The sequence below is a fragment of the Burkholderia sp. AU45251 genome (assembly GCF_030482905.1).
Taxonomy (GTDB): domain Bacteria; phylum Pseudomonadota; class Gammaproteobacteria; order Burkholderiales; family Burkholderiaceae; genus Burkholderia; species Burkholderia aenigmatica.
The window spans coordinates 80088-92509 of sequence record NZ_JAUJQH010000007.1; the positions used below are offsets into that span (position 1 = coordinate 80088).

Below are 12422 nucleotides of genomic sequence, written 5' to 3' on the forward strand. Positions count from 1 at the left end.
GAGGAGTCGATCATGGACTTTGGCTACACCCCGAAAGTGGAAGAACTGCGCAGCCGCGTGCGCGCATTCATGGACGCGCACATCGTGCCGCGCATCCGCCAGTGGAACGAGGAAGTGCACGCGGGCCAGTATCCCGTGTCGTTCATGGAGGAACTGAAGGAACGCGCGAAGGCGGAAGGGCTGTGGAACCTGTTCCTGCCGCACCTGAAGGACGACGAGCCCGGCATGGGCCTGACGAACCTCGAATACGCGCCGCTCGCCGAGATCATGGGGCGGGTGGGCTGGGCGTCGGAAGTGTTCAACTGCAACGCGCCGGACACCGGCAACATGGAGCTGCTGCACATGTTCGCATCGCCCGAGCAGCGCGAACAGTGGCTGAAGCCGCTGCTGCGCGGCGAGATCCGCTCGGCGTTCGCGATGACGGAGCCGGATGTGGCATCGTCGGATGCGACGAACATCACGACGCGCATCGAGCGCGTGGGCGACGAGTACGTGATCAACGGCCGCAAGTGGTTCATCACGAACGCCGCGCATCCGAACTGCAAGATCTTCATCGTGATGGGCAAGACCGATCCCGAGGCCGCGTCGCACCAGCAGCAGAGCATGATCCTCGTGCCGCGCGACACGCCGGGCGTGACGATCGTGCGCAACATCACGGTGGTCAATCACTACGCGCCGGAAGGGCACTGCGAGATCACGTTCGACAACGTGCGCGTGCCGGCGAGCAACCTGCTGGGCGAGGAAGGCAGCGGCTTCGCGCTCGCGCAGGCCCGCCTCGGGCCGGGCCGCATCCACCACTGCATGCGTTCGATCGGCGCGGCCGAGCTGGCGCTGGAGCTGATGGTCGACCGCGCGCAGTCGCGCGTCGCGTTCGGCAAGCCGCTGAACAAGCACGGCACGGTCGGCGAATGGATCGCGCGCTCGCGCATCGAGATCGAGCAGGCGCGCCTGCTCGTGCTGAAGGCCGCGTGGATGATCGACAAGGTCGGCGCGAAGGCGGCACGCAAGGAAATCGCGATGATCAAGGCGCTGGTGCCGACCGTCTATACGGACGTGTGCGACCGCGCGATGCAGGTGTTCGGCGCGGCGGGGTTGAGCCCCGATACGCCGCTCGCCGACCTCTGGACCTGGGGCCGCGCGCTGCGCTTCGCAGACGGCCCGGACGAGGTGCACCTGCAGGCGATCGCGCGGATGGAACTCAAGGACGGCGAGCCCGGTTCGACGGCCCCGTACCTGACGCCGCCGCTGCGCGGCTGAGCGTCTCGCCACGATGCGCAGGGCCGTGGACGAACGGGAGGCGCACGCCGTAAGATGCCGGCAAGGAGATCCGGCGATGCGCCTTTCGAAGATTGACCTGAACCTGTTCGTCGTATTCGACGCGATCTACACCAAGCGCAACCTGACGCGGGCGGCCGAGGTGCTGAATCTCACGCAGCCGGCCGTCAGCAACGCGCTGGCGCGGCTGCGCAAGACCCTGAACGATCCGCTGTTCGTCAGCACGCCGGCCGGGATGATGCCCACGCCGCTGGCCGAGAACATCGTCGGCCGCGTGCGCGAGGCGATGCAACTGCTCGATTCGAGCGCGCACGAAGGCGACGTGTTCGATCCGGCGTCGTCGACGCGCGTGTTCCGGATGAGCATGAGCGACCTGACCGAAGCGCTGCTGCTGCCCGCGCTCGGCGAACTGCTGCAGACGCATGCGCCGGGCATGCACGTGCGCAGCTACACGATGGATCGCCGCGAAGTCGCGACCGCGCTCGCGAACGGCTCCGTCGACATCGCGATCGACGCGCCGCTGATCGGCGATCCGCATCTGCACCAGGCGCTGCTCGTGCGCGACCGCTATGCGTGCATGATCCGCGACGATCACCCGTTCAAGGGCGACACGCTCACCATGGACGACTACCTTGCGATGGGGCACATCCACGTGTCGAGCCGCCGCAAGGGCAGCGGGCACGTCGACGCGGAACTGACGCGCCTCGGGCTGCGCCGCACCATCCAGATGCGCGTGCAGCACTACATGGTCGCGCCGCTGATCGCGATGCGCGGCGATCTCGCGCTGACGGCGCCGCTGCGGCTGCTGCAGCGCTATCCGGCGCGCATTCTCGAACTGCCGTTCGAGATGCCGGGCCTCGAATACTTCTGCTACTGGCATCGCAGCGCCGATCAGGACCAGGGCAGCCGATGGTTGCGCGAGCAACTGATGACGCTGATGGGCGGGATCGGCGAACCGCAGTGATGCGCGTGCGGCGGCCGTCGGCGAATTCGACGTCAGCCAGACTGCACGCCGGGTGGATGGCGTGATGGCACGGCAACCGGCCCGCCTGCGATAACCGCGCGTCAACGACGTGCATGCGCGGCCGCTTCGACCGCATCGCGAAATCGCTGCAGCGCGGGCAGGCTGGCCATCGTCGCGAGGTGAATCAGCGCGATTTCCCCCACCGGCATGACCGGAAAACCACCGACCCTCCGGATCACGCCCATGCGCGCATAGTGCAGCACGGCCGACTGCGGCGCGACGGTCAGCGCGCCGAGCGCGTCGGCCATCTGCAGGTTCGTGTGAAACGACATCGATTCGACGAGCGGGCGCGGCGGCATCAGGCCGTGATCGACGAACAGCGCGTCGAACGCGCGGCGGGTATCGGTGCCGGCGTGCGGGACGATCCAGTCTTCGCGCTGCAACTGCTCCGTCGACACGCGTCGCGCATCGGCGAACGGATGCGCGAGCGGGCACGCGATCGCGAGCGGTTCTTCGTACACGGGGAGGATCGTGACGTCGAGCCCGTCGAGCTTCGATAGCGCTTCCGCGTCAGGGCGGCTGATGATGCAGTCGATCCTTCCGGCCGACAGCGCGTCCAGCAGCCCCGAGACGTTCGATTCCATGACCGTGAACCGTGGCGCGGGTGCGTCCCGCGTCAGGTTCCGCATGATCTGCGGCAACAGCGCGACGCTGACCACGGGCAGCATGCCGATGCGCAGCAGCGGCCGGCCTTCGTCGTTGCCGTCGCCGGCCAGCGCGACGTCGAATTGCGCGAGCGCGATCCGCAGGCGCTGCAGGACGGCTTCGCCATCGGCGGTCAGCCGTCCGCCGCGCGCGCCGCGCGTCACGAGCATCGTGCCGAACACCGCTTCCATCTCCTGCAGCATTTTCGTGATCGCCGGCTGCGACAGGTGCAGCACGCGTGCGGCCGCGGCGAGCGAGCCGCCGTCCGCGACCAGCTCAAGCATGCGCAAGTGTCGCAGCCGCAGGAAATTACCCGCATTGCGTCGCCCGGAAATCAGGTCGGGATTCATGTTTTCGGAATGCTGGTTCATGAATCTTCAATTTTCATGAAAGCGCAACCTGCCCACAATAGTGACTCGACCTAATGGAGAGAGACATGCGCAAGGGGTTGGGGCAAGCAGGGGACCGGCAATGGCAGCCGACCGGGGCGTCGACGCGTCGGGCGGCGGCGAAAGGAGCGCGGGCATGACGGCATTCAAACCGCTCGCCGGGATTCGCGTGCTGGATTTCACGCACGTCATCGCGGGCCCGCTGGCGACGTTCCATCTGGCACAACTCGGTGCCGAGGTCGTCAAGATCGAGAATCGCAACGGCGGCGACGTGATGCGCCGCGGCAACGGGCGGATGGGCTTCGTTGCGCTGAACGCCGGCAAGCGCTCCATCGAGCTGGACCTGAGCGACGCAGGCGACCGCGACCAGGCGCTCGAACTCGCGCGCGAAGCCGACGTGCTGGTCGACAGCCTGCGGCCGGGCGTGCTCGACCGGTTCGGCCTGGGCGACGGCGCGCTGCGGGCGCGGAATCCCGGGCTCGTCTACGCTGCGATCAGCGGCTGGGGCAACACCGGGGCGTGGCAGGGCCGGCCGGCCTACGATCATGTCGTCCAGGCGGCGACGGGCATGACGCTGATGGCCGGCCGTGAAGGCGAGCCGCCGGTCAAGACGGGCTTCCCGGTGGTCGATGCCGGCACGGGGCTCGTCGCTGCGATGGCGATCCTGGCCGCGCTGCGCGAGCGGGATGCATCCGGTCTGGGGCGGTATCTCGACGTGTCGATGACCGGCGCCGCGTTGCAGTTGATGTATCCGTTCGCGTGCCAGGCGCTCACGGCCCGCGTTGCGCCGCCGCGGGTCGGCAACCAGGGATACTCGGGCAGTCCGGCGGCGGACCTGTTCGCCACGCAGGACGGCTGGGTCGCGCTTGGCGCCAATACGCCGCGGCAACTGGCGGCCGCGCTCGGGATACTCGGGCGCGCCGACATCGCACGCGATCCGCGCTATTTCGATCCGCCGCTCGATGCCGGCGGGCCGGCCGCGTTCCTGCGCGCCAGCGACCCGGTGGCGTTGCGCACCGCGCTGGCCGCCGCGATCCGTGAATGGCGCGCGGCCGACCTCGAGGCGGCGTGCGCCGGCGTGGGCGTGGCCTGCGCGAAGGTGCGCACGATCGTCGAGTTCGTGGACGACGCGATGAACCACGACGCGCTTGAAACCGTCATGTTGTCCGACGGCGACTGCAGCGTGCTGTCGCCGGGCCTAGGCTATCGCGTGCACGCGGCGCGTCCTGACGGAGGGACGTCCGCATGAACACCGGAGTGGAATGCTCGACGGACGGCGGCGGCATGGCCGCGCGCAGCGAAGCGGAGCGGGTGTTCGCGCGCATCACGAGGCGTCTCGTGCCGCTGTTGTTCCTGTGTTATCTGACCGCGTTCGTCAATCGCAACAATATCGGCCTCGCGAAGCTGCAGATGCAGGGCGCGCTCGGATTCACCGACGCGGTGTACGGCGTGGCGGCCTCGGCATTCTTCGTCGGGGTCCTGATGTTCGAACTGCCGAGCAACCTGATGCTGCGGCGGGTCGGCGTGCGCCGCACCCTGCTGCGGATCATGGTGCTGTGGGGCACGGTTGCGGCCGCGACGCTGTTCGTCAGGACGCCGGGCCAGTTCTACACGCTGCGCTTCCTGCTCGGCGCGTTCGAGGCGGGATTCTTCCCCGGCGTCGTGGTGTATCTCACGTTCTGGTTTCCGCCCGAGCGCCGCGCGAAGGTCATTGCGCTGTTCATGACGGCCGCTGCCGCAGCCGGGCTCGTGACCGGGCCGGTGTCGGGCTGGGTGCTGAACGCGATGAATGGCGTGGCGGGGCTCGCCGGCTGGCAATGGCTGATGCTGCTGGAAGGCGTGCCGAGCATCGTGCTCGGCGTGATCGCGTTCCGGGTGCTGCCCGAAGGCCCCGAACAGGCCCGCTGGCTGTCGCCCGACGAGCGCCGCATCGTGCAGCAGGCGCTGGGCGTGCCTGAGGGCCGGCATGCCGCCCGCCATCCGTTGCGTGCTGCGCTGCGGGAGCCGTGCGTCTATCTGCTGGGCTTCACGACGTTCTCGATGGGGTGCGCGACCAACCTGCTGATTTTCTGGCTGCCGTCCATCATCGAGGCGACCGGCGTCACGAACCTGCAGCACGTCGGCCTGTACGTCGTGATCCCGAACCTGATCGGCACGATCGCGATGGTCTGGTATGGCCGCCGTTCGGATCGACGCCGCGAGCGTCACCTGCATTTCATCGTCGCGGTCGGCGCGGGCATTGCCGGGCTGTGCACGATGGCCGTCTCGCACGGTGCGCTGCCCGGCGTCATGGCCGGCGCCATCCTGGCAACCAGCGGCATCGCGTCTGCGTACCCGGTGCTCTGGGCGATCGCGACCCGCCTGTTGCCGCGCGATGCCGCCGCCGGGGTGGCGCTGATCTCGAGCATGGGCGCGGCATCTGGCGTGAGTTCCGCGCTGTTCGGCGCGATTCGCGTGCGGGCGGGCAACCTCGACCCGGCGCTCTATCTCGTCGCACTCGCGCTCGTCGCCGTGGTGCTGCTGTTTGCCTGTGTCATTCGCCCCAAGGCCGCCGAAGCGGCACTCATCAACCAGGAACTGCGCTCATGAATCAGATGTTCACGGATACGCAGCCGGCGCTCGGGCCGGCACCTTTTTTCGACACGGCGGAACTGCTCGACGAATCGACGCTGAAGCCGGAGATCGTCTCGGATGGCGTGCGCGACAGCCGGCATCGTGCCGGTCGCCGGGTTCGCGTCATCGAGCTGACCTTCACCAGCCAGCAATGGCACGGGCTCGTCTGGCGGCATCCCGCCCGCATCTACGTGCCCGACGGTTATGACGGCGACGGCGCAGCCGGCATCATCGGCACGGAGCGCCAGTGCTTCGAGCCTGGGGAATGGGCCCGGCGCGTCATTCCGGGCACGACGCTCGATACCGAGGGCGAATACGCGGAAGGCACGGCGCTCGACCTCGGGATGCCGATCATGATCTTCGCGAACCCGGCCGATTGCCCGTTCGGCCTCGACGAATCGGATTTCACCGGCTATGCGCTGAAGAAGATGCTGGAAACCGGTGACCTGACCTGGAACGGGTACTACCCGATCGCGAAGGCATATCTCCGCGCCATCACGCTGCTGCATTCGCTCGCGGGCATCGGGACGAAGCGGGCCGTCCTGCTCGGCAATTCGAAGCGCGGGGTCGGCGTGGCCATCGCGTCGGGCGCGGACCCGGACCGGGTGGCGGGCGTGATGGTGTGCGGCTACCACGGCGGGAACAACCTGTATCACCTGGCAACGAAATTTGCCGAGTTCGGGCCGCACGTCGCCGGGCCGTCGGAGTCGCGCGCCGGCCCGGGCTTTCAGGGCGCGGAGACGATGCTGCGCGCGCTCAACAATCCGGTCGGTTTTCGCATGCTGATGCATTTCGATCCGTATCTGTGGCGTGACCGGATCAAGGCCGCCTATCTCATCGCGCTCGGCACGAACGACGAGTTCTTCGCGCTCGGCGCGCCCAACAGCATGATGACCGAGATGCCGGGTGACAAGGCCTATCTCGCCGTCGACAACGTGCGTCATTCGTGGGTCTCCACGAAGCATCTGGCGGCGTGGCGGATGTGGCTGGCCCGCACCTTTGCCGGCCGTCGCGTGCCGCGCATGCCGGTGGTCCGGCACGAGACGGCCGGCGACCGGCTGGCCGTGGCCGCACGCGTCGAGCCGGAGCACGTGTCGGGTGTCAGGCTGTTCCACGCGTTTCACCCGGTCTCGCAGGACTGGCGCAGCGCCACGTGGCAGTCGACGCCGATGGCGGCGCGTGACGGCGAGTGGCACGCTGCGCTGAACCTGCGGGCGGGTCACAACCTCGCGTGGTACGTCGAGGTCGAGCACGACGGCGCTGGCGGGCCGGGATACGTCAGCTCGCTCGTGCAGAACGTCGGGCGGCCGGCAGAGTAATCCAGGAGGGCGGGAATCGGTGCGCGCGGGCACGCGGAGCGCCGATCCCGGTAACAACGTGAAGCGATCGGCAACGAGCATCGATCGATTAATTCGGTATGCGAATCATGAAGTGAGGCAGTGACCAACATATAAAGCCAGGCACTGGCAGGAGGAGACGGATGAGGAAATTCGCATGGATGGCATTGCTCGGCGCGTTGCCGGGCATCAGCGTGGCGCAGTCGAGCGTGACCCTCTACGGGCAGATCGGCGGCGGGATTCGATGGACCAACGGCATGCAGGGCGGGAGCGCCGTGGGGTTCAACAACAACATGATCTCGGGAAACGATTTCGGCATTCGCGGAAAGGAGGATCTGGGCGGCGGATTCAAGGCGCTGTTCGTGCTCGATGGCGCCTTCAGCAGCGGAACCGGCGCGGTGAAGACGGCCGGCACGCTGTTTTCGCAGGCGGCGTACGTGGGTGTGACGGGCGGCTTCGGGCGCCTGACGTTCGGGCGCCAGTTCAATGCGGCGACCGACTTCGGGATCGTCGTGGATCCGGCGGGCGGGCGCGGCCAGTCGCTTGCCATCGAGCCCGGTGTGCTGTGGGTCGGCAATCCGTTCACGCTCGATTCCCGCTTCAACAACACGATCAAGTACATCCGCGAACTGGGCGGTCTGCGTGTCGCGGCGAGCTATTCGCCCGGCGGCGTCGCCGGCAATACGCGCGCCGGAACCAATTTTTCTGCTGCGGCGATGTATCAGTACCAGACGGTGCTCGGCGGTGCGTCCTATGCGAAGACGTACAGCGCGGACGCGTCGCAGTCCGCGCAGACCTGGATGGCGGGCGGGACCTGGCAGATCGGTGCGGGCCGGCTCTATGCGAGCTACTCGGCCCTGGACATATCGAGCGCGAACCCGAGCCGGCCGCACCGTCGCGACAAGATCCCGTCGGTGGGCATCGTCTATCAGGCCACGCCGTTCCTGCAGTTCACGGCCGGCATGTACGACGACATCGGCCGCAATCTCGGTAACCGGCGCGACGCGGACGGGCACAAGCTCACGACCTATGCGGTCGTCGAATACTTCCTGTCGAAGCGCACCGAGATTTATGCGGAGTTCGATCGCAACGGTTTCTCCGGCGCATACCGCACCGATCCGACCAATATCGCGGCCATCGGCTTGCGGCCGGGCGGCAGTGGCGTGACGGGGGCGTCGATCGGCCTGATGACGAAATTCTGAGCGTCGGGTCGACGCCATTTTCCGTGTGTGAAGGGAGACTCCATGAAAGCAGTGCAACGTGTATTGATCGCGACCGCCTTGGCATGCGGCATCGTCGCCGTAGCCGGTCCCGCGCGGGCCGCATCGGACCTTGGGTCGCCAACCCTTGCCAGCGGGGCACCGGCGGACCAGGCGCGCCGGGCCGACGACCGGCGCCTGACGCGCCGTGTCAGCGCCGCACTCGCACGAACACGCGGGCTGAACGCGACGCGCATCGTGGTGCGTGCCCGGAGCGGCGTCGTGACGCTGCGCGGCGGTGTGAGCGACGGTCAGCAGGCCGCGATGGCCGTGGACGCGGCCCGGCAGGTCGACGGAGTGACGCAGGTGACGAATCAGCTGCGCCTGGGCGAGCAGATGCCGTGATCGGCCCGGGCCGCCCCGATGCGGAACGATCGGACGTGGCCCGCGCATCCGGTGAGCGGACGCCGCCGGCCGGGTCGTGCGCATGCCGCTAGCGTGATGGGGTATTGCCGAGCGCCCGCGCCAGCACCTTCGCCACATGCACGACCTGCGTCTGCGCGCCGTCCTGGATCTGATGCCGGCAACTCGTGCCGTCCGCGATGACGATCGCGCCACGCATCCGCGCGGCCCACGGCGCATAACGCGGCAGGTACGCAACGAGCCGTTCACGCAGCGTCGTGCCGTGCTTGCGGTTCCACGCATGCCGCGCCTCGATCTTGAAGCGCGCCATGTCGACCCCGGTCGGGCAATCGCGCTTGCAGCCCTTGCACGACACGCACCGGTCGAGCGCGGCCTTCACGTCGTCGCCGGCGAGGCCATCGGCGCCGAGCTGGCCCGTCACCGCGAGCCGCAGCGTGTTCGCACGGCCGCGCGTCACGTGCTGCTCGTCGCGCGTCACGCGGTAGCTCGGGCACATCGTGCCCGCGTCGAACTTGCGGCAGTGGCCGTTGTTGTTGCACATCTCGACGGCCGACGCGAGCCCGTGAGTGATGTCGGCGCCGGAGCCGGGGGCGGTTTCGTCACCTGTCAGCGGATTGCGCGTGACGTTCCATGCCGACCAGTCGAGCGCCGGTTGCAGCGGCAGCGCCGTGTAGCCGGGCGCGAAACGAAAATGCTCGCGTGCCGGCTGCAGAACGACCTGCCCGGCTACTACAGCCGCAACCAGGAAATCCACGACCGCATCAACGAGGCGGCGCGCAACTCGGCGCTGCGCGCGACGTATCAATCGATCAATCGCCGGATCATGTCGATGCGGTTCCGCTCGAACCAGCATGTCGAGAAGTGGGATCGCGCGGTGCACGATCACGAGGAGATGATCAAGGCGCTGGAGGCGCGCGACGGCAAGGCGCTCGCGGCGATCCTGCGGCGGCATCTGCTGGAGAAGCGCGACGCGGTGTTGCTGCTGCACGCGGAAGTGGACGCGTAATCACACGCCGCGTGCACGCTGTCATGGCGCCTTGATGGCGTGTGTTCAGAACGCCGTGCGCAGGCCGAGCCCAGCCGAATCGCCGTTCCCGTAGCCGCTCGCGCGGTCGCGCATGTACGCGACGTAGACGTCGGTCCGTTTCGACAGCCGGTAGTCGTAGCCGAGCGCCCAGGTCGTTCGCGACGGGCGGTCGCGGCCGTGGCTTTTCGCGGCCATCACCGATGCGAGCACCGTGCCGAAGCCGAGCGGTACCGCCGCGCCTAGTTGCCCGCTATGCGTGCCGAGCCCGCCGCCGTCGATCGCGTCGTGCACGTACTGGTAAAGCGCGGTGAACTTCACGAATTTCAGGTCGTAGCCGACGCCGGCCAGCACGGCGTCCTGCTGCGTGAAGCCGGCGATGGATGCGTTCAGGTCGCCGGGCATCCGGTCGAATTTCGCCTGCTGGAACGCGAGCGTCGCGCTGAACGCGCGGTGCCCGTCGTAGGTGACGCTGCCGCCCCACTGGTTCGCGCCCGCGTGGCCCGGATCGTTGCCGGTCGCATAGATCAGGTTCGCTTGCAGCGCGTACTCGCCGGGTGTCGAAACCAACACCGAATTGCTCCAGCCGTTGTCGCCGACGAGGCCTTGCCCCGCGACGCCCTTGTACATCTGGTTCAGCGCCGGCGAAAAGCCGAACGACGTCGAGAACGGATTGAAGCGCACGACGGAGATGTAATACGGCGTCGTGTTGCGTCCGGCGCGCAGCGCGCCGTACGGCGTCGCGACGCCGACATACGCATTGCGCCCGAAGAACGTATCGCCGCTGAAGCGGCCGGCGCCGCCGTTCGACGGACGCATGAATGCTTCGAGCGCGAACTGCAGCGCGTAGCCGCCGCCGAGGTCCTCACGGCCGCCGATCCCCCAGAAGCTTGTCGTGAAGCCGCCCGAATTCATCGCATACGCGCGCGGCTTGCCGAGACTCTTTTGCGTACCGACGTAGACGTCGGCCAGCCCGTATAGCGACACGGACGACTGGGCCGCAGCTTCGTCGGCGATCGTGCAGGCGATCAGCGAGGCGCCGACGGCCGACAGCAGCCGGCGGTTGACCGCCGGTGCGAGCCGATGGCGCCACCCGTTCTTGTTCCGGTTTGAATGAGTAGGCATACTGATAAAATTGTCTGAAGGAAGTGGCGGCATGCCGATGCTTCGCCGCGTTTCGTTTGTCGAACGACCGACGGCAGGCATCACGCCTGACCGTCAGCCGTCGCGAACGTCAGAACGCGTGACGGATGCCCGCGCGGCCCACCGCCTGTTTCTGGTTGCCCGACGGGTTGAAACCCGCGATCTGCGCGACCGGCGCGTCGCCGGCCGCTTTCTGGAATGCGCCCATGACGTAGACGCTCGTGCGCTTGGACAACGCGTATTCGACGCTCAGGTTGAACTGGTGATACTTCGGCTCCGCGTTCGTCGCGTGGTCACGGCCCGTCGTGTACGTATAGCCTGCGCCGACCGTCACAGCCGGCGTCGGCGTGACGAGCGTCGACAGCTCGTAGTTCTGGAACGTCGCGTCGTGCCCCGCGCTGCCTTGCTGGAAGTTCGTGTTCGTGAAGTCGGCCAGTACCTTCAGCCACTGCACGACCTGGTACGACGCGCCCACGCCGAACACCTTCTGCGCGCGCGCCGCGTCGAGGTAGTTGCCGTAGATCGCGTTCGTGAAGCCCGGATAGTTCTGGTAGCCCTGCGTCGACACGCCCGGGTTGTTGATCCGCAGATAGCCGATGCCGAAGCCGACCGGGCCCGCCGCGTAGCTTGCACCGACGCTGAACGTCGCGTTGTCCGAGAAGCGGCCGGGCTGTCCGCCGAATGCATAGAGGCCGCCGAACGTGATGCCCGCGATCGTCGGGCTGCGGTACTTCACCGCGTTCGAGATCGGGAAGCCGTTGTCGGTGTTGTCCATGTCGTTCGGGTGCGCGAAGTAGTAGCCGCCGATGTTGCCGTTCAGCGTGAACGGCTCGACGTAGTCGACGATCGAATCCCACTGGCGGCCGAGCGTGAGCGTGCCGAGCTTCGTGTCGTTCAGGCCGACGTACGCGTTGCGCGAGAACGCGAGGCCGCTGCCGAGGCGGCCGGAGTTGATGTCGAAGCCGCTCTCGAGCCGGAAGATCGCGCTCAGGCCGCCGCCGAGATCCTCGGTGCCGCGCACGCCCCAGCGGCTGCCGGCCGTCACGCCCGACGCGAGCTGCACGAGGTGCTTGCCCTGCACGTTCGATACGTAGTCGACGCCGTCTTCGACGATGCCGTACAGCGTGACGCTGCTTTGCGCGTGGGCGGTGGCGGCCGCGGCGAGCGGCAGCGCGAACAGGATTTTTTTCATGATGGTGTTCCGGTGCGGGGTGGTTGAAAGGCAGCGAGCGGCGGCTGGATTCGGTTGCGTGCGAACGTGCGAGATGACGGACGTGCCGCGTGCCGCGATCGAACGACGATCGCGGCGGCGGGTGTGGCAGCTAACGGGTGTAACGAAGGAAGGGCGGT

General features: G+C 67.7%; 10 protein-coding genes and 2 pseudogenes. 8 read left to right on the plus strand and 4 right to left on the minus strand.

Features of this window, described 5'->3' with window-relative positions; translation table 11 throughout:
- The first annotated feature begins 12 nt into the window (after window positions 1-12).
- Together QZM67_RS16710 and QZM67_RS16715 are read left to right on the plus strand one after the other, a co-directional pair.
- On the plus strand, window positions 13-1257 hold the full coding sequence (locus tag QZM67_RS16710) for an acyl-CoA dehydrogenase family protein (RefSeq protein ID WP_301804933.1): 1245 nt from the start codon (window positions 13-15) through the stop codon (window positions 1255-1257).
- 76 nt (window positions 1258-1333) lie between these two features.
- A complete protein-coding gene (locus tag QZM67_RS16715) occupies window positions 1334-2239 on the plus strand; it encodes a LysR family transcriptional regulator (protein ID WP_175022651.1) in 906 nt (301 codons plus the stop codon).
- Between the two features lie 101 nt (window positions 2240-2340).
- Here QZM67_RS16715 and QZM67_RS16720 read toward each other — a convergent pair whose 3' ends face one another.
- Window positions 2341-3315 (minus strand): LysR substrate-binding domain-containing protein, encoded by a 975-nt coding sequence (locus QZM67_RS16720; protein WP_301804935.1) that lies wholly within the window; start codon window positions 3313-3315, stop codon window positions 2341-2343.
- Between the two features lie 154 nt (window positions 3316-3469).
- On the opposite strand from QZM67_RS16720, the gene QZM67_RS16725 reads away from it, so the two are divergent.
- From QZM67_RS16725 to QZM67_RS16745, 5 genes are all read left to right on the plus strand, one after another.
- The gene (locus tag QZM67_RS16725) at window positions 3470-4582 is read left to right on the plus strand and encodes a CaiB/BaiF CoA-transferase family protein (protein ID WP_175022653.1); all 1113 of its coding nucleotides are present in this window, start codon (window positions 3470-3472) and stop codon (window positions 4580-4582) included.
- A complete protein-coding gene (locus QZM67_RS16730; protein ID WP_301804938.1) occupies window positions 4579-5922 on the plus strand; it encodes an MFS transporter in 1344 nt (447 codons plus the stop codon). Before QZM67_RS16725 ends, QZM67_RS16730 begins: the two co-directional genes overlap by 4 nt.
- A complete protein-coding gene (locus tag QZM67_RS16735; protein WP_301804939.1) occupies window positions 5919-7265 on the plus strand; it encodes a PhoPQ-activated protein PqaA family protein in 1347 nt (448 codons plus the stop codon). The genes QZM67_RS16730 and QZM67_RS16735 overlap by 4 nt, the downstream gene beginning before the upstream one ends.
- A 161-nt stretch (window positions 7266-7426) precedes the next feature.
- Window positions 7427-8485 (plus strand): porin, encoded by a 1059-nt coding sequence (locus QZM67_RS16740; protein ID WP_301804940.1) that lies wholly within the window; start codon window positions 7427-7429, stop codon window positions 8483-8485.
- A 42-nt stretch (window positions 8486-8527) separates the two neighbouring features.
- Window positions 8528-8887, plus strand: a complete 360-nt coding sequence (locus tag QZM67_RS16745) for a BON domain-containing protein (protein WP_205821207.1) — start codon at window positions 8528-8530, stop codon at window positions 8885-8887.
- A 190-nt stretch (window positions 8888-9077) separates the two neighbouring features.
- Here the strand turns inward: QZM67_RS16745 and QZM67_RS16750 are convergent.
- Window positions 9078-9608, minus strand: a pseudogene (locus tag QZM67_RS16750) ((Fe-S)-binding protein); the annotation flags it as partial.
- Between QZM67_RS16750 and QZM67_RS16755 the strand changes: the two are divergent.
- A pseudogene (locus QZM67_RS16755) lies at window positions 9597-9911 on the plus strand (FCD domain-containing protein); the annotation flags it as partial. The pseudogenes QZM67_RS16750 and QZM67_RS16755 overlap by 12 nt on opposite strands.
- Window positions 9912-9956: 45 nt before the next feature.
- Here QZM67_RS16755 and QZM67_RS16760 read toward each other — a convergent pair.
- Both QZM67_RS16760 and QZM67_RS16765 read right to left on the minus strand, forming a co-directional pair.
- On the minus strand, window positions 9957-11054 hold the full coding sequence (locus tag QZM67_RS16760; RefSeq protein ID WP_301804941.1) for a porin: 1098 nt from the start codon (window positions 11052-11054) through the stop codon (window positions 9957-9959).
- Between the two features lie 109 nt (window positions 11055-11163).
- Entirely contained in the window at window positions 11164-12264 is a 1101-nt protein-coding gene (locus QZM67_RS16765; protein ID WP_301804942.1) for a porin, read from the minus strand.
- Window positions 12265-12422 lie beyond the last annotated feature (158 nt).

Excerpts from the sequence above, each read along its gene's own strand:
- QZM67_RS16710 (WP_301804933.1), top strand. The coding sequence starts at position 13 with ATGGACTTTGGCTACACCCCGAAAGTGGAAGAACTGCGCAGCCGCGTG.
- QZM67_RS16715 (WP_175022651.1), top strand. The coding sequence starts at position 1,334 with ATGCGCCTTTCGAAGATTGACCTGAACCTGTTCGTCGTATTCGACGCG.
- QZM67_RS16720 (WP_301804935.1), bottom strand. The coding sequence starts at position 3,315 with ATGAACCAGCATTCCGAAAACATGAATCCCGACCTGATTTCCGGGCGA.
- QZM67_RS16725 (WP_175022653.1), top strand. The coding sequence starts at position 3,470 with ATGACGGCATTCAAACCGCTCGCCGGGATTCGCGTGCTGGATTTCACG.
- QZM67_RS16730 (WP_301804938.1), top strand. The coding sequence starts at position 4,579 with ATGAACACCGGAGTGGAATGCTCGACGGACGGCGGCGGCATGGCCGCG.
- QZM67_RS16735 (WP_301804939.1), top strand. The coding sequence starts at position 5,919 with ATGAATCAGATGTTCACGGATACGCAGCCGGCGCTCGGGCCGGCACCT.
- QZM67_RS16740 (WP_301804940.1), top strand. The coding sequence starts at position 7,427 with ATGAGGAAATTCGCATGGATGGCATTGCTCGGCGCGTTGCCGGGCATC.
- QZM67_RS16745 (WP_205821207.1), top strand. The coding sequence starts at position 8,528 with ATGAAAGCAGTGCAACGTGTATTGATCGCGACCGCCTTGGCATGCGGC.
- QZM67_RS16760 (WP_301804941.1), bottom strand. The coding sequence starts at position 11,054 with ATGCCTACTCATTCAAACCGGAACAAGAACGGGTGGCGCCATCGGCTC.
- QZM67_RS16765 (WP_301804942.1), bottom strand. The coding sequence starts at position 12,264 with ATGAAAAAAATCCTGTTCGCGCTGCCGCTCGCCGCGGCCGCCACCGCC.